This is a genomic window from Colwellia sp. KS18-150, from assembly GCF_057551365.1.
Window position 1 is genome coordinate 1 of record NZ_BAAJMC010000002.1, and the last position, 23,011, is coordinate 23,011.

The 23,011-nt window shown below is 37.3% G+C and carries 19 protein-coding genes; 6 read left to right on the top strand and 13 right to left on the bottom strand.

Annotation, left to right across the window (positions count from 1 at the left end; all coding sequences use genetic code 11):
* The first annotated feature begins 667 nt into the window (after positions 1-667).
* A complete protein-coding gene (locus AC27IF_RS03395; protein WP_487052232.1) occupies positions 668-3,796 on the top strand; it encodes a S8 family serine peptidase in 3,129 nt (1,042 codons plus the stop codon).
* A gap of 567 nt (positions 3,797-4,363) precedes the next feature.
* On the opposite strand, the gene AC27IF_RS03400 is transcribed toward AC27IF_RS03395, so the two are convergent.
* Positions 4,364-4,903, bottom strand: coding sequence for a PEP-CTERM sorting domain-containing protein (locus AC27IF_RS03400; protein WP_487052234.1), 540 nt, complete (start codon positions 4,901-4,903; stop codon positions 4,364-4,366).
* Between the two features lie 222 nt (positions 4,904-5,125).
* Complete coding sequence (gene pssA / locus AC27IF_RS03405; RefSeq protein ID WP_487052236.1) at positions 5,126-5,917, bottom strand: CDP-diacylglycerol--serine O-phosphatidyltransferase; 792 nt, start codon at positions 5,915-5,917, stop codon at positions 5,126-5,128.
* Between the two features lie 118 nt (positions 5,918-6,035).
* Between pssA and AC27IF_RS03410 the strand changes: the two genes are divergently transcribed.
* Positions 6,036-6,497: a DUF4124 domain-containing protein gene (locus AC27IF_RS03410; protein WP_487052238.1), complete on the top strand. Its 462-nt coding sequence runs from the start codon at positions 6,036-6,038 to the stop codon at positions 6,495-6,497.
* Positions 6,498-6,555: 58 nt separating this feature from the next.
* On the opposite strand, the gene clpB is transcribed toward AC27IF_RS03410, so the two are convergent.
* The 3 genes from clpB to rluD form a co-directional block, all read right to left on the bottom strand.
* Positions 6,556-9,126 carry an ATP-dependent chaperone ClpB gene (gene clpB, locus AC27IF_RS03415; protein WP_487052240.1) on the bottom strand — a complete coding sequence of 857 codons (2,571 nt, stop codon included), beginning with the start codon at positions 9,124-9,126 and terminating at the stop codon, positions 6,556-6,558.
* A 127-nt stretch (positions 9,127-9,253) separates the two neighbouring features.
* Positions 9,254-10,087: a peptidoglycan editing factor PgeF gene (gene pgeF, locus AC27IF_RS03420; RefSeq protein ID WP_487052242.1), complete on the bottom strand. Its 834-nt coding sequence runs from the start codon at positions 10,085-10,087 to the stop codon at positions 9,254-9,256.
* The gene (rluD, locus tag AC27IF_RS03425) at positions 10,068-11,042 is read right to left on the bottom strand and encodes a 23S rRNA pseudouridine(1911/1915/1917) synthase RluD (protein ID WP_487052244.1); all 975 of its coding nucleotides are present in this window, start codon (positions 11,040-11,042) and stop codon (positions 10,068-10,070) included. Before rluD ends, pgeF begins: the two co-directional genes overlap by 20 nt.
* Before the next feature lie 205 nt (positions 11,043-11,247).
* Here rluD and AC27IF_RS03430 point away from each other — a divergent pair, with 205 nt between their 5' ends.
* Positions 11,248-12,006 (top strand): outer membrane protein assembly factor BamD, encoded by a 759-nt coding sequence (locus AC27IF_RS03430; RefSeq protein ID WP_487052246.1) that lies wholly within the window; start codon positions 11,248-11,250, stop codon positions 12,004-12,006.
* Positions 12,007-12,067: 61 nt separating this feature from the next.
* Here the strand turns inward: AC27IF_RS03430 and glnB are convergent, their stop codons facing one another.
* The gene (glnB, locus tag AC27IF_RS03435) at positions 12,068-12,406 is read right to left on the bottom strand and encodes a nitrogen regulatory protein P-II (RefSeq protein WP_487052248.1); all 339 of its coding nucleotides are present in this window, start codon (positions 12,404-12,406) and stop codon (positions 12,068-12,070) included.
* 126 nt (positions 12,407-12,532) lie between these two features.
* On the opposite strand from glnB, the gene nadE reads away from it, so the two are divergent.
* The 3 genes from nadE to AC27IF_RS03450 all read left to right on the top strand — a co-directional run bounded on the left by nadE (position 12,533) and on the right by AC27IF_RS03450 (position 14,778).
* Entirely contained in the window at positions 12,533-13,363 is an 831-nt protein-coding gene (gene nadE / locus AC27IF_RS03440) for an ammonia-dependent NAD(+) synthetase (protein ID WP_487052250.1), read from the top strand.
* A 90-nt stretch (positions 13,364-13,453) separates the two neighbouring features.
* Positions 13,454-14,059 carry a GspH/FimT family pseudopilin gene (locus AC27IF_RS03445; RefSeq protein WP_487052252.1) on the top strand — a complete coding sequence of 202 codons (606 nt, stop codon included), beginning with the start codon at positions 13,454-13,456 and terminating at the stop codon, positions 14,057-14,059.
* A gap of 86 nt (positions 14,060-14,145) precedes the next feature.
* Positions 14,146-14,778, top strand: a complete 633-nt coding sequence (locus tag AC27IF_RS03450) for a GspH/FimT family pseudopilin (protein WP_487052254.1) — start codon at positions 14,146-14,148, stop codon at positions 14,776-14,778.
* A 56-nt stretch (positions 14,779-14,834) separates the two neighbouring features.
* Here the strand turns inward: AC27IF_RS03450 and AC27IF_RS03455 are convergent, their stop codons facing one another.
* The 7 genes from AC27IF_RS03455 to ispH all read right to left on the bottom strand — a co-directional run bounded on the left by AC27IF_RS03455 (position 14,835) and on the right by ispH (position 22,985).
* Positions 14,835-15,179 (bottom strand): TapY2 family type IVa secretion system protein, encoded by a 345-nt coding sequence (locus AC27IF_RS03455; protein ID WP_487052255.1) that lies wholly within the window; start codon positions 15,177-15,179, stop codon positions 14,835-14,837.
* 1 nt (position 15,180) lies between these two features.
* Positions 15,181-15,615 carry a type IV pilin protein gene (locus tag AC27IF_RS03460; protein ID WP_487052257.1) on the bottom strand — a complete coding sequence of 145 codons (435 nt, stop codon included), beginning with the start codon at positions 15,613-15,615 and terminating at the stop codon, positions 15,181-15,183.
* Positions 15,615-19,112, bottom strand: coding sequence for a pilus assembly protein (locus tag AC27IF_RS03465; RefSeq protein ID WP_487052259.1), 3,498 nt, complete (start codon positions 19,110-19,112; stop codon positions 15,615-15,617). The genes AC27IF_RS03460 and AC27IF_RS03465 overlap by 1 nt, the downstream gene beginning before the upstream one ends.
* A gap of 77 nt (positions 19,113-19,189) precedes the next feature.
* Positions 19,190-19,717: a PilX N-terminal domain-containing pilus assembly protein gene (locus AC27IF_RS03470; protein ID WP_487052261.1), complete on the bottom strand. Its 528-nt coding sequence runs from the start codon at positions 19,715-19,717 to the stop codon at positions 19,190-19,192.
* Between the two features lie 17 nt (positions 19,718-19,734).
* Positions 19,735-20,787, bottom strand: a complete 1,053-nt coding sequence (locus AC27IF_RS03475) for a PilW family protein (protein WP_487052263.1) — start codon at positions 20,785-20,787, stop codon at positions 19,735-19,737.
* A gap of 53 nt (positions 20,788-20,840) precedes the next feature.
* Entirely contained in the window at positions 20,841-21,392 is a 552-nt protein-coding gene (pilV, locus tag AC27IF_RS03480; RefSeq protein WP_487052265.1) for a type IV pilus modification protein PilV, read from the bottom strand.
* Between the two features lie 663 nt (positions 21,393-22,055).
* Positions 22,056-22,985, bottom strand: coding sequence for a 4-hydroxy-3-methylbut-2-enyl diphosphate reductase (ispH, locus tag AC27IF_RS03485; protein ID WP_487052267.1), 930 nt, complete (start codon positions 22,983-22,985; stop codon positions 22,056-22,058).
* Between the last annotated feature and the right edge of the window lie 26 nt (positions 22,986-23,011).

The following is a 23,011-nucleotide window of genomic DNA, read 5'->3' on the forward strand; positions in this document are numbered from 1 at the left end:
TTTAATTCAAATTATTTTAGACAATCTGAAAACTTCATTTTAAAACGTTAAGTTAGCTTATTTGGTTTACATCAAACGAGATAACTTATCAAAACAGCCAGTTGATTAAGCTTTTTGCTTGAACCCCTTGGAACTGGTTGCGCATTGTAGAGATCTTTTAAATTCACGCAAGCTTTATTTTCAAGAAATAACTTGTTCGAACAACAAACGACCAAATCGTTTAATATTGAGTCGATTCGATTAAGAATAGCTTATGGAAAGGTCATATAATGAGGATAAATATCAATTGTCAGATATTTTTACAGCTGTAGTTAACCTTATAATATGAACAATATCCAAATTTTTCTTTGGAAACAAACCAAAAACGAATATAAATTGAATAAGGTATATCTTTATAGAATTAAGTACAGTCTTTGTTTTTATAAAATTCATACGTATGTTTCAAGTTGTAAATATTTTTTACAATAATATTACATTTACGTACAAAGTTTACTCTTTATTAATTAGCCCCTGCCTTGCAACACCTACTATTAACAGCATTATTACATTTACGTAACAAAAGGCACTAATTTTGCTTATTTATTTCGTCTCGCTATTTTGTGAAATATTTATAAAACTTAAATATAAAACCAAATTAGTGATGAAATAACAATAATCGGAGAAAAAAATGCAACTAAAAAGATCCATATTAGGGAGTCTCATTACATTAGCAGTAACAGCATCAGCTACATCTAGCGTTATTGCCAATGAAATATCAATAGACCGCAGTAAACTAAAAAATTCAGGTAGTGCTGTACAACCCAAACATAATTCAGCTAACTATATCGTTCAACTTAAAGGTCAAACCGCTATTGAGCATGCACAAACATTAGGTGAATTATTACCATCTAATCAACTAGTTGCTAATACAGGCAACCGTTATAATGCTTCCACTCCAGCAATGGCTGCTTATGCTAAAGCACTTGAAAACAAACAAGAGCAAGTAGCCGGTAGTATTGGTTCAATCAATATTCTTCACTCATTCAAGCATACATATAACGGCTTTACCGCCAAATTAGATGCCAAACAAAAAGCACAACTTGAATCTCACCCTGATGTTGTAGGTGTTTGGGAAGATAGACTTGAAATAATAAATACATCTAATACACCTGAGTTCCTAGGTTTAACTGGCCCTGGTGGTCAGCACACTATGAATATTAAAGGTGAAGGCGTAATCATAGGTATCGTTGATACTGGTATCTGGCCTGAAAACCCTAGTTTTGCTGATAATAACTCTTATTCAGATCCTAGTGAACTTGGATGGCAAGGTGCATGTGATACAGGTACTGATGAAACATTCGAATGTAATAACAAGCTTATTGGTGCTCGTTATTTCAAATCAAGCTTTGAAAGTGTATACGATGTTCAGTATGAACTAGGTGAATTTGACTCTCCACGTGATGCTGATGGCCATGGTAGTCATACCGCTAGTACTGCTGGTGGTAATGAAGCCGTTAATGCTGTTCTATCCGGTGCTCCAGCGGGCATTGTTTCTGGTATGGCGCCTCGCGCTCGTATTGCTGCCTATAAAGCATGTTGGAATAGTGATTATGTTAATCCTGAAGGTGGCGATGAAGCCGGTTGTTTCTATGGTGATACCATGGCTGCAATTGATGCAGCTGTTGTTGATGGTGTCGATGTTATTAATTACTCAATTGGTGGTAGTAGAGACGATTTAACCATTCCTTCTACAGCTGCTATGTTAACTGCTGCCGAAGCAGGTGTATTTGTAGCTGTATCTGCTGGTAATAGCGGACCAGATGCAGAAACTGTTGGCACACCAGCACCATGGGTGACTAGTGTTGCAGCTTCTACTTATAATGGTACTTCAGTACTTATTGGTAAAGCATTAAGTGTTGATAGCGGCTCTGAGGATATTGCTGGTAGTTCATTAATGTCTATTCCTGCAGATATTGCACCTGCAGCAAATGGCTTATCTGGTGAGTTAGTTCTTGCTCAGCCACTAGAAGCATGTAATGAAGATCCATTGACAAATGGGGCAGAGTTAGCCGGTAAAATCGCATTAATTGCTCGTGGCTCTTGTGCATTTACAGAAAAATTTAATAATGCACAAAGTGAAGGTGCTATTGGCGTAATTGTCTATACTTATGATGGTACTACACCATTTTCAATGGGCGGAGATCCAGCAACAATTCCTGGTTCAATGGTTTCATTTGATGATGGTCAAGCATTATCGGCAAGTATTGCAGATGCTATGACTTCTGTTACATTTACAGATCATGCTGTTTCGGGCGAAGCTGAAGAAGTAGGCAATACAATTGCTTCTTTCTCTTCACGTGGACCTAACTTAAACACTTATGACATTATCAAGCCTGATATAACCGCTCCTGGTGTTAAGATTTTAGCAGCAACAACTTCTGCTCCAATGTTTGGAACTCAAGGAGAGACCTTTAAATATTTACAAGGTACTTCAATGTCTAGCCCACATATCGCGGGTATGGCAGCATTATTTAAAGAATCAAATAGCAATTGGACTCCGGCTCAAATAAAATCAGCTATGATGACTACTGCTCGTCAAAACCTGACTAAAGAAGATGGTAGCACTCCTGCTGATCCATACGATTTTGGTGCAGGTCATATCGACCCAGTATCAGCTATGGATCCTGGTTTATTATTTGATGCTAATATCGGTGATTACTTAGCTTTCATGTGTGGTCAAGACGAAGATGCTTTTGTTGAAGCTCGTGGTACTTCTTGTGCTGAGTTAGAAGCTTTAGGTCATAGCGAAGACGGTAGCCAATTGAATATAGCTTCAATTGCAATTGCTGAATTACTAACACCTGAAACTATTTTCAGAACGGTATCAAACGCAACAAATCAAGCGTCTGAATATACTGCAACTATTGAAGCTCCAATGGGATTTGATGTTTCAATTGCTACCTTCGATAGCAATGGCGATGAAACACCAGTTGCTACTTTAGATGTTGAAGCTAATGGCAGTGCAGGATTTGGTGTAACCTTTACACAAAATGAAGCTGTTGAAGTGAACACATGGCAGTTTGGTGCTATTACTTGGAGTGATGCTGCAGGCCATGTAGTGCGTATTCCTCTAGCTATCAAAGCTATTCCTACCGTTAAAATAGTAGTGCCACCTTCTGTTTCTGGTGAAATGAGTCGTGGTCGCTATAGCTTCCCTGTTGAAATGCTTTATTCTGGCTCTACGTCAATGGATTATGCTGGTTTAGTTGCCCCATTTGGAGCCCCAGGTGAAGTAGCTCAAGATCCTGACTCTGACTATGCGTTTAATGAAGATGGATTAGGCTTCCATGGATTCTTAATTCCAGAAGGTACTAAAGTCGCTCGTTTTAGCTTACGTGATGGCTTAGTTGATGCTGAAAATGCAGATTTAGACTTATATGTTTACCGCTGTGAAGGTTGGAGTTGTTCATTAGTTGGTCAATCATTTAATGGTGGTTCAAACGAAGATGTGATCTTAACTGACCCTGAGCCAGCCGCTAACGGTGGTGCAGGCGATTTATATATCACGTTTGTTCATGGCTGGTCATTAGCTGGTGAAGCAACAACTAATTACACTATGATGGGCTGGATTGCAGATCAAGCGGAAAGTACTACTCGAATCAGATCAAGTCGTCGAGCTATAGAAGGTCGTTACAACTACACCTCAATTTCTACAAGTGGCTTATTACCTGGAATGGTTTATATGGGTGGCATTAGCTATTACAACGATGAAGGTGAGAAAGAAGGTACTACAGTACTGGAATTAGTTAACCCTTAATAAGTTATTTAGTCAATTAGCTTAGCTAATTGACTAAAGCTTTTAAAAGCCACCTTAGGGTGGCTTTTTATTTTCATAATCTACTCAACCCTCTCTTATAAATGCTTCTCTTAATGGTTACAACAACTTCATGTTCAGTAAATCTACAGAGCAATTGAAAAGTCTAAGCTTTTAGGAAGTTGTGTGAGTGACTATACTTTATTAGAAGCAAAGATTAGTGCTATTCGTTAATAGTTATTGAAGATGACTTTCAAAGATTAATTAGTTAATGTCAGTTTCAAGTTATTACAGACCAAAGGCTAACGACTAGATACAAAAATATCGCGTTGTGGGATTATTTAGCAGGTATTGCTAATTAACTAGCTCAATCCGCCTCAATCTAAGCTTGTGGCTTGTGGCTTGTGGCTTGTGGCTTGTGGCTTGTGGCTTGTGGCTTGTGGCTTGTGGCTTGTGGCTTGTGGCTTGTGGCTTGTGGCTTGTGGCTTGTGGCTTGTGGCTTGTGGCTTGTAAAATGAAAAAAAAGACTTTACCTATGTAAAGCCTTTTTCAAAAGTATCTCTAAATAAATTATTTACTTACTTTACGACGAGCAGCAAAAGCAACCAAACCAGTTAGTAATAATACTAAAGCACTTGGCTCAGGAATAACCGAGGCTTCTCCAAAGTATACATCATCAAAATATGCAACAAAACCTGCAGGATCTACATTAGGATCAAATACAGCAACTTCGCCATCATCAAAACCGGCTTCTATTACGCCATTATAAGCCCAAGGATAAAAGATAAAGTCATCATTTAAATCAAATGATAAATATTGAATACCTGCATATAAGTCCATAGGATCAAATTCAGCAAAAAATTGATCTCCAAATTCATTATCAATTGGATCAGGATCTTCCATGTCCCAACCAAGAAGACTAAATTCTTCAAAAGAATAAACGGTATTTAAAAATCCAAATTCCTCTGAAGGAACCGTATTTATTGTAATTGAACCAATTACACCATCTAAATCAGAAATGATGTCTTGTGTGATCAAAGCGGAATTAGCTGCTCCAGAAACAGCTAATGAAAGTGCTAAAACAACGCGTAAAACTAATTTATTCAACATGTTACTTCCTATTCTATTTGTTATTAATATTAAACTGCAAAATATATTGCGACAACAAGATAAAGCAATAATTGTTCCTAGATTATTTTTACATTAAAAACCATACAGTTAACAAAAAAAACATACAAGGTGCACATTTAATTAACATACTTATATATATGTGTAAAAAAACATGACACTCATCAACCACATCATTTTTGATTGAGCAAGTTGCTGATAAAGCTATTCATTATCATGTTTTGTAAAATCAGCATCATTCTTATTATCACCAACAACATGCTCTAGCTTGATTTCTTTTACCGATCTAAAAGTAGTTACAGGCCCTGAGCAAGCATAAAGTACAAAAACCCCCATTAATAATTCAGCAGGGCTAGATGCAACAATAACGAAAACAAGTACGATAAGTAATACGGCAATAAAGTTAACTTTACCTTTCCAATCGACTTCTTTAAAGCTGTTATACCTAAAATTACTCACCATTAATAAGCCACTAATAATGGTAGTAATGCCCATAATAAATCCATAATCATGACCATTTAACTGATACTCACTGCCCACCCAAATAGTACTTGCAATAACTCCTGCCGCTGCAGGGCTGGCTAAACCTTGAAAATAACGCTTATCAGCAACCCCTACTTGGGTATTAAAACGCGCTAATCGTAGAGCGGCAGCAGCAACAAATACAAAAGCGGCTAACCAACCAAATTTCCCTAAATCTGAAAGAGCCCAGTTATAAGCAATAATGCCAGGGGCGATACCAAAAGAAACCATATCCGCCATTGAGTCATATTCTGCGCCAAACTCACTTTGGGTATTAGTCATTCTCGCAACACGACCATCTAAGCCATCGAAGATCATCGCGATAAAAATAGCTATAGCTGCACTTTCAAAATGTCCATTCATTGAAGAAACAACGGCATAAAAGCCAGAGAATAGCCCTGCCGTAGTTAATAAATTGGGAAGTAAGTAAATTCCTTTGGTGTTCGAGTTATCTAAATTTTGTTTATTTGTCATAACTTATTTGTCATAAAGAGTAAAAACTAATTGAATATATGGGTAATTTACCATAAGTTGAATTTATAGGTATAGTGCTCTTATACTTAAGTCATTAACTTGCAATAAAGGAAATATTATGAATATTCGCCATTCAGCTTCCATACTTGTATTGGCAGCTGTGATTTTTAGCTCGAATGTCATAGCCAAAAACATTTCTATTTACCGTTGGGTGGATGAGAATAATGTTGTCCATTTTAGTCAACACCAGCCAAAAGATGATAAATATTCACAGTTAACTACTTTTGCCTCATACGAAACTAAATCTCAGCAGCAAACTCAGCAGCCAAGTGCCTTACCTTCAGTGAAAGAGCAAATTACTGAACATGAGAAGGCTCAGGCAGAAATAAAAGCCAAAAATAAAGAAATTACTGCCAGTAATTGCAAAGCAGCTCAACTGAATATAAAAATGTTGAATTCTTTTAATCAGGTGATGACAACTGGCGATGATGGAAAAAATAGAGTATTAACCGATGAAGAGAAAGAAGACCAACTTGAGCTTAGTCAGAAACATATAGATCTATACTGCGATCAAGAATAAATTCCAAGTAACGTATTAATAAAGGCCGTCAATATGAATATATTGACGGCCTTTTATTTTACTGAAAAACTAAACTATCGTTTTCGATATCAATATTAATACAAGTGCCTGCTCGATACTCTCCCGCGAGTAGCTTTTGCGCTAATGGATTTTCAAGGCCTTGCTGTATCGCACGTTTTAAAGGGCGGGCTCCAAAAACTGGGTCAAAACCCGCTTGTGCAATCAAAGTTAACGCTTGTTGACTAACTTTCAACTCTAACTCTTGCTCAGCTAAACGTGCCGACAACTCTTGTATTTGTATCTTTGCAATTTTTTCTATTTGTTGCTCAGCTAATGGATGAAACACTACTGATTCATCAATACGATTGATAAACTCAGGCTTAAATTGGTGGGAAACCTCCCTCATCACTTGTGTTTTCATTTGTTGATATTGGCTATCGTCACTAAACTCTTGAATAATGTCAGAGCCAATGTTCGACGTCATAATAATAACCGTATTCTTAAAGTCTACCGTTCGTCCTTGGCCATCAGTTAGGCGGCCATCATCAAGCACTTGTAGTAAAATATTAAAAACATCACTATGAGCTTTTTCTACTTCATCCAATAAAATAACAGAATAAGGTTTCCGGCGCACAGCTTCGGTTAAATACCCTCCCTCTTCATAGCCAACATAACCAGGGGGAGCACCAACTAGACGAGCAACAGAGTGCTTTTCCATAAATTCAGACATATCTATACGGATGAGTGAATCTTCACTGTCAAAAAGAAAGTATGCTAAAGCTTTCGTCAGCTCCGTTTTACCTACCCCGGTAGGCCCTAAAAATAAGAAAGAGCCAATAGGTTGATTTGGATCCGCTAATCCTGCTCTTGAGCGTCTAATTGCATTAGATACTGAAGTTACTGCTTCTGATTGCCCTATGACTCGTTGATGAAGCTCATTTTCCATATTCAATAATTTGTCGCGTTCTTGCTCTAGCATTTTTGCAACAGGTATGCCGGTAGCACGACTTAATACATCAGCTATTTCAACATCGGTTACCTTGTTAGCCAGCAAACTCATTTCTTGCATTTCGGCTTGGCTAGCAAGATCTAATTGCTTTTCAAGCTCTGGTAACCTGCCATATTGTAATTCAGACATGCGATTTAAATCACCACTTCGACGTGCTGCTTCAAGATCAATCCGCGCTTGCTCTAGTTCTTCTTTTATCGTTTGTGTACCATATAAAGCTGCTTTTTCAGTTGTCCAAACTTCATCTAGTTCATCATATTGCTTTTGCTTTTCGTTTATTTTTTCTGAAATCTCCGCTAATCGCTTTTTAGAAGCGTCATCAGAGTCTTTTTCAAGCGCTTTTTGTTCAAGCTTTAATTGAATAAGGCGACGCTCTAATCGATCTAAATCTTCTGGCTTAGAGTCCATTTGCAAACGAATGCTTGAAGCGGCCTCATCGATTAAATCAATCGCTTTATCAGGTAATTGCCTGTCACTAATGTAACGATGAGATAAGTTAGCAGCCGCTACGATAGCAGGATCGGTTATATTGACAGAGTGATGTAACTCATAACGCTCTTTTAAGCCCCGTAATATGGCCACGGTATCTTCAACACTGGGCTCATCAACGAGTACTTTTTGAAAACGACGCTCTAACGCCGCATCTTTTTCAATATATTGACGATATTCGTCTAATGTAGTTGCCCCAACACAATGAAGATCTCCTCTGGCTAGGGCTGGTTTTAACATGTTTCCAGCATCCATAGCCCCATCCGTTTTACCAGCACCAACCATAGTGTGTAGTTCGTCGATAAATAAAATCACTTGCCCTTCTTCTTTGGCAAGCTCATTCAGTACCGCTTTTAGACGCTCTTCAAATTCACCACGATATTTTGCACCAGCAACCAGAGCTCCCATATCTAAAGACAATACACGCTTATTTTTCAAGCCTTCAGGGACTTCATGATCAACAATTCTCTGTGCCAGCCCTTCTACTATCGCAGTTTTACCAACGCCCGGTTGACCTATTAAAACCGGATTGTTTTTAGTACGTCGCTGTAATACTTGTAAAGTACGACGAATTTCATCGTCACGACCAATGACGGGATCAAGCTTGCCTTGTTCAGCACGCTCTGTTAAATCAACGGTAAATTTTTGCAATGCTTGTCGAACATCTTCAGCATTTTGTTCTTCAACTTTCTGGCCACCTCTAATGTGTTTTATAGCGGCTTTAATACGTGCTTGATTGGCACCAAGTGAAGTGATAATTCTGCCTAACTCGCCTTTGTCTTCAATTGAAGCTAATAAGAACATTTCTGAAGAAATGTATTTATCTGACATTTTTTGAGCATGCTTGTCACATAAGTTTAATAATTTTCCAGAAGCAGAAGATAATTGCACATCACCATCATGGTCATTTATTTGTGCTAATGACTCTAAAGCTTGCTCAATTTTAAGTCGCAAAGTCTGAACATCGATGCCTGCACTTTTAAGTAATGGAATAATAGAATTTCCATTTTGATTTAATAGCGCCAACATCAAATGTATTGGCTCGATAAATTGATGATCACGACCTAATGCTAGCGATTGCGCATCAGCAATAGATTCTTGAAAAGATTGGGTAAAACGGTCTAAACGCATATATAGTCTCCTGCCATGTTACTGGTCTTATGAATTTGTTAACTATTAGATTAGGACGACTTAATGATTTTTCAATAGGAAGATGAATACTAGTTTGATTTACAATAATAAAATGCTTGGTGTTACATCAAGTATTCATACAAATTAAACTAACCATGCGCCCTGTTTTATTTTCTTTTCGATACGAGTAATATTTTTCAACATTATTAAAAGTGCATTCAGGCGAACTAACTATATGAGTAACGCCCATTTGAGTAAGTTGAATTTTAGCAATTTCATGTAGATCTGCTAAATATTTATTTTCCGATTGTTGTTTAAAAGCTTTAGAAAATACAGGATTTTGATTGCTAAATGTATCAAAAACGTCCTTGCCTACTTCAAAGGCATTATTACCAATGCATGGCCCTAGCCATGCGTAAATATCTTCAGCGTTGCTCTTCATTTCAATAATAGTGTTAGTGATTATATTCGAAGCTAAAGGTCGCCAACCACCGTGAATGGCGGCTACTTCTTTGCCATCACTTGATGATAATAAAATAGGTAGGCAGTCTGCTGTCATCACCGCTAAACAAATATTCTTTTTGTAGGTTATAGCCGCATCAGCTATTAATGGTTTTAGGGATAACTGGTCAACTGTTACGACATCACTGCCATGAACTTGCTCTAGCCATTGAATTTGAGTATTAGTGGGAAGTAAGCTTTGCAAAAACTGGCGGTTTTTCGCCACGTTTTCTGGTTGGTCGCCAACATGAAAGCCTAAATTAAAAGCATTGTACGGAGAATGTTCTTTGCGATCATTAAGAAAAGGTGAAAAGCGATTTGTTTGAATAGCTAATACCTTACTTTCAATTTCGTTTGGCTGTGGTGATAAGCTATCAGATAGCGAAAAAGTAACAAACTCAATAGCTGAATTTGCTACCTTTTTATTTTGAAGAATTGGCTTAATACTCTTCTTCAGCATTAAGTTTAGTATCTTGCTGTAAGACTTCAATCAACTCAACAAAGTCTTCTGGTAACTCTGCATGCCAAGTCATCAACTCACCTGAAATAGGATGATATAAAGACAACATTGCTGCATGTAATGCTTGTCTCTTAAAGCTGCGTAACTTTGTTAATAGCTCAGGCGTTGCATTTTTAGGAGGTCTAGGTCGGCCACCATAAACAGGGTCTCCCACTAATGGATGAGTAACATGTGCCATATGTACTCTGATTTGATGAGTTCGCCCCGTTTCAAGACGTAAACGTAAACGCGTATGTAAGCGAAATTTTTCTAATACGCGGTAGTGAGTTACAGAAGGTCTACCTGAAAAAGTCACGGCCATATGCGTACGTTTGGTTGGATGTCTGCCAATAGGCTCGTCAACAACACCGCCTGCAGTCATTAATCCATTAGCAACCGCTTCGTATTCACGGGTAATTTCCCTAAGTTGTAATGCTTCTACAAGATTCGTTTGTGCAGCAATCGTTTTTGCTACCACCATCAAACCAGTAGTGTCCTTATCCAGACGATGTACAATTCCTGCTCGTGGTACTACATCTAAATCTGGACAATGATGTAGCAAAGCATTTAACACTGTGCCATCAGGGTTTCCTGCACCGGGATGTACCACCAAGCCCGCAGGTTTGTTAATCACTAAAATGTCATCATCTTCGTATACAATGTTTAGCTCAATATTTTGTGCTTCAAATCGTTGCTCTGACTCTACTTCGGCATTAATAGTAATTATTTCACCTCCGTACATTTTCTCACGCGCGCGGGTTAATACCTCTCCGTTAACAGTTACACTGCCTGCTAAAATCCACTCTTTTAGTCGAGAACGTGAATAATCAGGAAACATTTGCGCAATTGTTTGGTCTAAGCGTTTACCTAAACATGATTCAGGAACAGTATCTTTATGTTGAATAATTTCAGCCATTAAACTCTCTTTCAATTTTTTAACATTGGCAAGTCATTGTACTAGCGAAAGTGCTAGGTTAGAATGCCTATCGTCTTTGTGATAGCAAATGATGGTGTTCATCTTTGTTACAACAAGTATATGAGTTCATTTTACCCTTTTTATTAGGGGCTTTCATACTTATTTAATTTCAAATATCGTATATATAGGTTTAACTGCAGATTCTATGGAAAAATTAACAATAAAAATATTATTCACAGCGCTAGTATTCATGTTAGCGGGTTGCTCTTCTTCAGACGAAGATCTTGATAAGGTTCCTGATAAATCAGCTCAAGCCTTATTTGTGGATGCAAGAGCTTCACTTGATAATGGTTTATACCAAAAAGCCATACAAATATTGAGTGCTATAGATTCTCGTTTCCCTTTTGGGCCTATTTCACATCAAGTACAGCTAGATTTAATATACGCATATTACAAAGTAGGTGATTCCGCTCAAGGTATCGCTTTAACAGATAGGTTTTTACGTTTAAATCCTAATAACCCTAATGTGGATTATGTTTATTACATGCGAGCGTTAATTAATTTATCTACTGAAGAAAATCTATTTCAGGACATGGCGGGTATAGATCGCTCTGATAGAGATCCAACCGCTTCTCGTGATGCTTTTAATGATTTCAAACGCATAGTCACTGACTTTCCTGACAGCAAATATGCTGCAGATGCACGTAAGCGCATGATCGCAATTAAATCTCGTTTAGCACAGTATGAGATATCCGTTGCTAAATTTTACCTTAAACGTGAAGCCTATGCTTCTGCCGCAAACAGAGGGCGTTATGTAGTTGAGTATTTTTCACCGAGCCCAGAAGTTGAGCCTGCACTAGAGATAATGATTGAGTGTTATGAAGTATTAGGCCTAACTGATTTGAAGAAAAATGCCTTACAAGTACTTGCAGCAAATTATCCTAACAACTCATTAGTTAATTAATTTACTAACAAAACCTATAGTATAGCGAGTTATAAACTAGGTAACTCGCTACATTTAATCGCTATATTGCTTCTTGGTTTTCTTCTGAGGTACGAATTCGAATTACTCGCTCGACATCGGTAATAAAAATTTTACCATCACCTATTTTCCCCGTTTGAGCTGACTCAAGAATAGCAGCGACGCAACGCTCAACAGTATCTTTAGCCACAACAATTTCTATTTTCACTTTAGGTAAAAAATCCACCATATACTCAGCACCACGATATAGCTCAGTATGTCCTTTTTGCCTACCGAAACCTTTGACTTCTGAAACTGTCATCCCAGTAATGCCAATTTCCCCTAATGCTTCTCGAACATCATCCATTTTGAAAGGTTTGATGATTGCTTCTATTTTTTTCATCGCATTTATCTCATTAAGCTGTAATTAACTTTATTACAGCCTGTTTAACGGTAATTATCAATATCCAACAAGGCTTTTATTTTGTTAAACTAAGGCTTTAATAATATTTTCACCGTAGGAAGCTTTATGGATCCGCAAGCAATCATTGATGAAATGAAAGTTTTACCCAACATTGATATTCAATTTGAAATAAGGCGTCGTATTGATTTTATCAAACAAACTTTAATTCAATCTAAGTTACGCAATTTAGTTTTAGGGATTAGTGGTGGCATTGATTCTTCAACTTGTGGTCGTCTTGCACAGCTTGCTATTGATGAATTAAATGAAACCTCTTCAGATAAATATCAATTTATTGCCGTTCGTTTACCATTTGGCATACAAGCTGATGAAGAAGATGCCCAACAAGCTTTAAACTTTATTCAGCCTAGTCATTGTGTCACTACCAATATCTTAGCTGGAGCTAACGGTATTCATAATGAAGTTATTGATGCACTTTCTAATGCCGATTTATTATCCGCTTCTGATGCGCAGATAGATTTTTCAAAAGGAAATGTTAAAGCCCGAACTCGTATGGTATCTCAATATCATATTGCCGGTATTTTAGGAGGATTAGTGATAGGTACAGATCATAGTGCTGAAAACATAACTGGCTTTTTCACTAAATGGGGTGACGGTGCTTGTGATTTAGCCCCCCTCTTCGGTTTGTCCAAACGCCAAGTTAGAAAGTTAGCCAAATCATTAGGTGCTCCAGCCATTTTAGTTGAGAAAGCGCCAACAGCTGATTTAGAGGATTTAGAACCAGGCAAAACTGACGAAGACGCTTTAGGTATTACTTATGATCAACTTGATGACTTTCTAGAGGGTAAACCTGTTACTCAAGACATAAGTACACATATCATTAATATATATTTGAAAACTCAACATAAACGCCAACCAATCCCTACTATTTACGATTAGCGCTGATCATAAATCTAATTATTTCATAGAAAAATCCATTTTTTTTAACTATACCTAATTTACACGGACGTTAAAATAAAATGGATTTTTATGCGTACTCACTTATTCGTTAATAAAATTAGAGCACCTTTCAATAAGGCTAAAATTACTGCCTTTACACTCATTGAATTGATGGTTTCAATTTCAGTTACTTCAATCCTCGCAGCTATCGCTATTCCAAACTATAGTGATTTCATTGTGCAGATGCGTGTTGATAATGAGATTTCACAATTACATCGCATATTATTACTAACAAGAAATAGCGCGATTAACTCTGGCAGTAAAGCTATTTTATGCCCCTTAGATGACAATTCTCAATGTACTACCCAATGGCAAAATGAATTAAGTGTCTTTATTGATAGTAATAATAATAAACAATTTGATGCGAATATAAATGAACAAATTATCAGTATTAAAGAAGCCATATTTTCAGATGATACTTTAGTATATGGCCAAGGTAGGGATAAAATCACTTTTAAGCCGACAGGACACCTTAGCGGCTTAGCTAACGGTACTTTTAAATATTGTCCTAAAATTTTAAAGCATAGAGCAAGGGGAATAGTAGTCGCACGCTCTGGTAGATTGTATCAATCTAGAGATATTAATAATGATGGTATTGAAGAAAATAGAAGCTATAAAAAAATCACTTGTAATTGAAAGCCCCATCATTAACTGTTTAAAAATGCAGCACTAGCGAGTTCAAAGATAAAATGCTATAAAGGGTAAAGTCCAAGTAGTATTTTATGGGTCATATTATGGGTTGTATTCAAGGAAACAAACATTTCATTGCTTCTCCAAGCACTTCAAAATCAAAAAAAAACCAAGGATTTACTTTACTTGAGTTATTAGTAGCTATTGCCGTTGTTGGTATTATCACTGCAATTGCGTTACCAAGCTTAAATAATTTCATGGTAAAAATGCGCGTTGATAATGAAATAACTGAACTACAGCGTTTATTATTAACCGCAAGAAACATGGCGATTAATACCGGTAAAAATACCACGGTTTGTCCGCTGGATAATGGTGTATGTACCGCTAACTGGGGTGATGAAATAAGTGTTTTTACTAATGGCAGTAACACTTTTGAAAATAATCAATATATAGTCACCGCTGATGCTTTAACAGATACCTTAGTTAAAGTTAAAAGTGCGATAAATACAGGCGATAGAATGCAATTTGCTAATGCTAGTGTTGTTTATACTCCTTCAGGACAATTAAACACTGCTAGTGGAACATTTAGCTTTTGCCCTCAAGGAGAGGATGATGAATCTAGAGGCGTAACACTTGCTTTGTCAGGCAGAAGTTATCTGAGTACAGATATTGACGATGACGGTAAAGATGAAGATAGAAACGGTAACGATATAGTCTGTATTTAAATTGATATAATTTTGCGCTTAGAGGACTTCACCTGTTAAGCGCAAAAATCAACTACTTATCTGGGTAACTCTTTATCCATAGTGCGTGCTCTAGCATCTCTAAAATCATCTTCTTCTAAAACACATTCCTTAGCTCGATAAATATTAGCTTCTTTCTGCGTCTCTATCACAACAATTTCTTGGCCGACAATAGTTTGTCTTAAGCTTTTCAAAAGAGAAGGTTTTACTAACCATAAGCTAATAGTTTCTCCGCCACCGACTAGTTGTACAAAACACTTAGCATTAACACTTTTTTCATCCGCTAAAGGCACCTTTTTTGTACTAGCTGAGCTATTTGCCACACTATGTACACTAACTATCAGTGTAAATAATAAGGAAGTTACTTGTATTACCCTGTTCATATTATTTCTCCCAACAAGCAGCAGGTGTTTTCACACCTGTGTGATTTAAGGTAAGTGATGTACAGCCTGAATCACTCACTTGCGACAGCTGAGCTGTAGCTGTTAGTACAAAGCCCTGACCGCCATCCGTTAACGCAGCATCAATACTGTAGTTTCCTGATTCTGTGATATAAGGATCATTAGCCATCCCTAAATCTGTCATATCATCAGTATATGAACGAAAATCAATAAAACCTTGCTCTTCAATATTAGCCAAACGTAATAACTCTCTTTGCCCTTCACTACGGTTAGAACGAGTAACAAAGTCAGTATAAGAAGGGTAAGCAATCCCAGCTAAAATACCGACAATGGCGACTGCGATTAATAGCTCTATCAAACTAAAGCCTTTTTGTTTCCTTTGCTGATTTTGTTTATTAACAAAATTCATATTACACATTATTGATTATCCTCTGTTACATACAAATAAGTACGCATAGCATCCATATTAAAACCAATATTGATCATTCTTCTGCCAACAATTAAATTACCAACTGCATCATCTTCAGTATTGGCATCACCATCATCATGAGGAATTACAATAAGTGTTGGGGAGCCTGAAAATTGCTCACCTATAGGAATAATATTATCTGCACGAGCGCCATCTTCAACTGTCCAGTTAAACTTGTATGTCCCTTGGGCTAGATCAACACCATACAACCAACCTTGCCCATTAGGTAACTCACAACCTTCAACATTATTATCTAACGTTGGTGGTGTAAATGTAGTGAAATACACGACATTATTTATGGTTATACTTTTTGAAGTACTTTTTTCGCCTTCTTGCGTTAAACTATAATACCAACCGGATTTTTCACTAACGGCAACTGATAGAGCTTGAAGGCCTTCAGGGCTTACATTCCCAAAAGGATCATTTGTAAAGTTATATAAATTACTGAGGATGACTGCGCTAGGTATTGGCCCTTCTTCACTGCCATCAAATGATCTAGTAACAATATTTTTATCCTTGATCATAAAAAACATATCATCAGTGTCTTCCCCTAAAGGATTAGATCTGTCTCCACTACCTAACAATACAGCCTCATAGGGGATTTCTTGATGTACTATCACGTTTGAGGTCTCACCATCAACAGTAATTTGCTCTTCCAAGGTTTCGGTAATAAAAGTTCTCACAATGTCTGGCTCACTAAAAAAGCGCCTATCTGTTGGATTGGTATCACCACCAAGACTTGCAAGTTTAAAGACCGTCCAAGGTGTTTCTCCATTAGGGCTATCTCCAGGCATATCAACCCGCCAGACATTACCACCAGTATCACCAGTATACAATCTATCGACTAACCCATCTGAGTCACTATCTAGGGTAGCTATTCTAGAAGGAATGCTGTCAGTACCTGAGAAAGTTGTAGTACCATTTTCAGGCTCTAGAGACCATAATAATGCCCCTGTTTCAGCATCAACCATATAAACAGCTTTACCAACATTATCCTCTCCGCCTATACCTGCGTTATCCTTAGAAATATCGTAACCACCACCAAAGAACAGTACCGGCTTCGCGGCGCCGTCAACAATATTTAATTTAGAATAAGCCACCTTAGGCTGAGACCATGATTGTCCCATTGCTGAGAAATCATCCATTGATGCATCAATATGCCACATTAAGCTTGGCGCGTTAGGGTTACTAATATCTACTGCGTAATACGATGTGCCCCCTCGACGTAAACCAAAAAATATCCAAACTTTATCACCTGTTTCAATTTCACCATTGCCATCTTTATCATCTATATATGAAGTGATACTACCATCGATACCATAAACTTTATCATCGGTTGAATAATTATCACGGAGCTTTTTAATATTAGAAAAAAATTCTTTTGGCATAATTGCCCAGGTTTCATCTACCGTCTCACCTGAATCTTTAAACATATGTAAGGCACCAGAGTTAGTACCTATAACGATTTGTATTTGATCACCATAATTAACCACTAATGGTTTTGAGTGTAACGGGTCACCAAAAACATCGTAACGCATATCATCACGTTCTCCGTCCTCATCCTCATCATCAACATCAATACCTAAATTCCAATTAAAGTATTCAAGGGCATCATCAACATCAATACCAACCAAATCAGCAAAGGCCTGTTCATTACCATCTAAAGCATCTTCATTTAATAAAGCAAGAGCACCGTTATTTCCAATATCACTATAAATAACTCTGTTGGTCTTTTTACGTAACATATCAGCTACGCCACCTTCAGATACTTGATCACCATCCTCTTGACTCGACCAAAAACTTGTCACTTCATCTGAGAAATGACCTGAGTCAGAGTTAATGGCAGGGTTACCATTTTTACCTTGTTGTTCACCACTAACTACTTTGTATTTTTTTAGGTTCCCTTGCCATCTTGGGCCTCTATCAGGCTGAAACATACCATAGTAAACAGCATCCAATGTTTCTGTTCTGTCAAAGTTATTTGCTGCAACAGATGCAGAAGTTAAACTGTCGTTACTGGGCTCTAAATTGGCTAATACATTAGTTAAAGCTGCCGTTAAACTAGCGGTATCTGTTGCTTTAAAGTATTTTCCACCACCGAGGTCAGCAGCCCTTTGTAATAACGGCTCGGCATCATCAGCACCGCTACTAAAACCGATAGTGTAGGTAGCAACAGTTTGTTTGCCATCAATATCAGAATTAAGGTCATTATTATTCATCCATTCTGCTAAAGCAGCTAAATAATTTCCGTCAAACTCCTCACCCATTTCATCTTGATCTGCTTCAGGCATCGCAATGATTGAATCATTTGCCGCCAAGTCTCTGGTTGGCTCTCCATCAGTTATGATAATAACGTAAGCTTTATCACTACAAGAGCTAAAAGGGGATATATACACTTTGTCAGCCGACTCTATACTCGTATCTCTCGGAGGAGTATTCGCCACATAACTATTTCGATCACTATCATTATCACCGAAATCTACACTCTTACCGGCAAAGTAACGTGATGCTTCATATAAAGTTTCACATAAAGGGGTATTTGTCTCAGCATCAAGGCTGTTATTTACTAAGTCTAAAATGGCTTCTCGGTTAACTACATTAGACTCTTTAATACCGAAAACAATTCGACCGCCGTCACGTACATTTTCACCACTATGATTATGGTTAAAAATTTGTAAACCAAAATCAACATTAGGCGATGAGTTTATTAAATTAGTGACACTTTCTTGTGCAATATCAATACGATCTTTACTAACGGTTGGAATATTAGGGTTGTGATACCAACGCAGATAGTTATCACTATACAAGGTAACTAAAGAGCCAGACCATTCAACATTACTATCTTCAGCATCAGCAGTATAAAATACTGGAGTATCTGCATCACCTTCACCGTCAATTGGGTAACCAGCAGGTAAGCCAACAGCCGCCCCACCACTTAAGTAATTTTTATTATTGTTGTTAGCAGCATCCACATCATCTTGACAATCAGTAATAACAATATTACTACCGTCATTAGCATCAAGTTCTGTCCAGCGCCCTGAATTTCCTTGAAATTGATAATCTCTAACATGTCCGGTATAAAAACCATACTTATCGATAATATCTTGGGCAACTTTACAATTACTAATGTCAATAGGGTATTTACGCAGTTCATTAGTGTCATCAGCAATAGGTATATCGCTAATTTCCACCTCTCCTCTAGTGTAATAAATATATTCTGTACCGATTTTAGTATAACCAGGCACAGCATCATAATTTGTTAGCGGGTTATACGAGGCTTTAACAGTTTCGTCTCGACTCATACTACCTGAGTTGTCAAAAATAATAAGTACTTGTGGCCTTGCCTTAGCTTCTTTAACACTTTCACTGATATACAACTCAATATCTTCACTAAATGAAAAGTTAGCGGTAGTGAGTAATAATCCTGCGAGCAAATATTTTTTCATTGTTGTTCCCCAAACAAACATCTACACATTTAATTATAGTAATAAACTTTAATAACACTTAGCCTAAAAAGGGGTTATTAGCGTATAAGTATTTGTGCTATGCCTGAATTTACGTTTACCGAACTTGTATCGTTGCGGCCATACTTTCGATTTACCTGAACTCTTAACACGTTACAAGTAAACTCCTCATTTGAAAAACCTAACCGTGAATTGGGGCAGTCAGGCTCTTTCATATATTGATTATTAGCAATATCTAACGTTGCTGAATCAAATTTATTATCTGTGTTGGTAACAGGAATTTCAGCGATTATATCTTTAGCGCCATCTTGAAAGGTAACAACTGCTGCAGCAAACTCATTAGTAGCCCCAGCAGAAACTTGGTTAAAGATAATTTCATCAACCGCACTAATGGCTTCTTGGGTAGCAATGACTTTCTCTTCACTCGCACCTGACATTTTCATATCGCTTGTAGTATTTTGCATCAAAGCACCAGCAACGGCCGTTAATGCAATAAGAAAGACTAAAGAAACAACCAGAACCACCCCTTGTTGATGATGAACTGCGCCGAATCCACGACTTCTTAATAGTTTAATTTTTCTTGTCATTTCAAACTCCTTAATACTTACCATACATCAATACCAGCGTTATATAATGTTACTGTTGAAGTAAATAATAAACGACGAAAATTATCATTAGGTGTAAATGCAAAGTCACCTAGTTGATATGTATTCGTATTGTCATATTTACTATCTTCTTGAATGCCACGTGCTAAAACGTATATTTTTACCGATATAATACGGCTTGTTGCATTATCCCAGAGTGCATTAGTCATATTATTTGCTGATACATAAGCATCAACAATTCCATAGCCGGGATCTGTTGTGTCTGTTTGGGCATCAATTCCGTATTCAAAACGGATCATTTCAATACCGTCAATAATTGGCGCGAAATTTAATTGATTTGTTAATTGTCCCTGCATTAACACAGGTACAGTAACTCCCCCTTGAGTTTCTTCTCTGACATAATAGATGTGATGTTGGTATTCCCATACTTGAGAATTATCTATTACCGGGACGGCACCAGCAGCAAAAAACCTCCCATTGTTCGTATTACTAACAAAATAATAGTTACCGGCGGGCGCCACATCAATCGGTATCTGGTTATCATTTGCATCTAGAATTGGAGTATCTGTCCCATCTCTTTGCACGAGACTAAACGAGACAACTCTTTTCAACTGTAAAATATCTGAGCCAATTTTTGCATCATCACGACAACCTGACATAATAGTAGATGAAGCTACGGTTTGTCCCCACAAGGTTCTAAATCTTCCTGTTGCTAAAGGAAAAGTGCCGTTATTAATACCATCACCAACACATTCTCCAGCAGGAGCCGCTGGGACAGGGTTTTCACCAGAGACTAAAGTGCCTGTATAATCTCCCCAAAAATCTTGCCTTAATAAATCATCACTCAGCACACTAATTGCAAAGCGACCATTTTCTTGTAGCTCGCCATAACCAGAGGTTTCACTAGTTGTAGTTCGCATACCAACAAAGACACTCATTACTCCAGCAAAAATAACTAAACCAATAGCTAAAGCGATGAATACTTCAAGTAAACTAAAACCTTGTTGCTTTTTATAAGCAGTAACTGCCCGTAAACTCTTATTTTTGTACATAGTATTTTTCATTTTCATTGGCGTAAAATCCAGTTCACTTCCTATAAAACTCTTTATAATATAAATGCATTTACAACCACTTGGCGACGTGTATTAGCGGCAGTACCACAAGCTGCGGCTCTATTCGCGTCGGTGTACTCTTCTTTACCTTGCCAAGTTACGACTACAGTAACACTATTACCATTAACCGAAATACAGCCAACACCATTAGTTAAACCACCGACATTATTGCCATCGTTTGTTGCACCAGCCCCCATAATTGATTGCTCCCAACTAAATAAATCGTGAGTCACCATTTCGGCTGGCGTACAAAATGCGGCATCTGAATTACATGCAGGAGAGGTTGCAATAACACCAGCTCCATAAGGACTATTCGCAGCATAAAGCGCTAAAGTTGTTTGATTATTACTGCGCATTTTCTCAACGATATCTTGAGCTAAACTCGATGCTAATGAACGCTGCATAGCATCAAAACTACCTTTTTTGGCAGTAGCCTGCATAGCAACAGCACCTAAAATTCCAGTAACCATGATCACCAAAGCGATTAAAACCTCGATAAAGGTCATGCCTTGTGCTTTTTTTGAAGTATTATTTATTCTTTTCATACTAATTAATAACCTTGAACTTTAGGATTATGGTTTATTGCCAAGCTTAATTTTGCAACTAAATTGTTAATTAACAATAAAAAAGGTGAAGCTAAGTAATTATTAAGTAAGCGAGTAGCTGACTCAATAGATAAGTAAATTTTTAGGGGGGCATGGGTAGAAAAAATATCTTTAGCGTTAATGCTAAGAGAACACAATAAACTATTTTTGACCGTAATAAAAGCAGGAGTCAATTTTGCCTTAGCATCAGACCCTTTGAAAAAACTATATGTGTTAAAAATCACTCGTGTGAACTGCATTAACCCATACCTTTTTTGCTGTCCATAAAATGTTCGTAAACTCATCCTTGTATCTGAACTGTACGCGATTAGCTATTTATAGTAAGGCAATAGTTAGACTTAAAACAAAACAGGTAACAATATTCGTCAACTTAATTAATGTTTAATTGCGTGAACAATTAACGAGAACTAAATTACAATAGTACAATAGTACAATAGTACAGCTACCATATTAAGTTATTTTAAAATCTAAGCACAATACCAATAGCAAATTAACTTAAACTGTATTTCCTGACTATCATTTATACTCATGCCTCCTTGCACAAATACTAATTCTGACTCATCATTCACAAGTCGAATTGATTAAATTATAGACACTTTAAGACTAGCGCAATTCAGCAGGTACTGCAAACACAATGTTTTCTTCACGGCCTGGATATTCGACAACTTCATGACCTCCCAAGCTTTTTAATGCTTCGATCACTTGCTTAACTAAAATAGCAGGCGCTGAAGCCCCGGCAGTAACACCAATTTTCTTAACTCCTTCAAGCCAAGATGTTTCAATATTTTCGGCAGTATCGATAAGGTACGACCTAGTGCCAATTTTCTCTGATACTTCTCTTAATCGATTTGAATTTGAACTGTTCTTTGCACCAACCACTAAAAGTAAGTCGACTTCACTAGCGATGGCTCTCACTGCATCTTGACGATTTTGTGTGGCATAACAAATATCATCTTTGCGCGGTCCTTCGATCATTGGAAATTTCTTTTGTAATGCATCAATAACATCAGAGGTATCATCAACGGACAGTGTTGTTTGACTACAAAAATATAATTTTTCAGGATTTTTTACTTCAAGCTTTATCACATCATCGGTAGACTCTACCAAGTATATCCCAGCTGATTCGCTATCATATTGCCCCATAGTACCTTCTACTTCAGGATGCCCTGCATGGCCGATAAGTACACATTCGATATTCTTTCGACTCACACGCGCAACTTCCATATGTACTTTTGTGACGAGTGGACAAGTGGCGTCAAATACTTTTAAATCACGCTTTTTAGCTTCATTTCTAACCAGTTTAGAAACGCCATGGGCACTGAAAATTACCGTACTGTCATCGGGTACTTCATTTAATTCTTCAACGAAAATTGCACCACGAGTCTTAAGACCATCGACTACAAATTTGTTATGTACAACTTCATGACGAACATAAATAGGTGCGCCAAATAAATCTAACGCTCTATCAACAATGCTAATAGCTCTGTCTACACCAGCACAAAAACCACGAGGGTTAGCTAAAATAATTTCCATACGTTTCTCTTTGTCAGCGAGATACT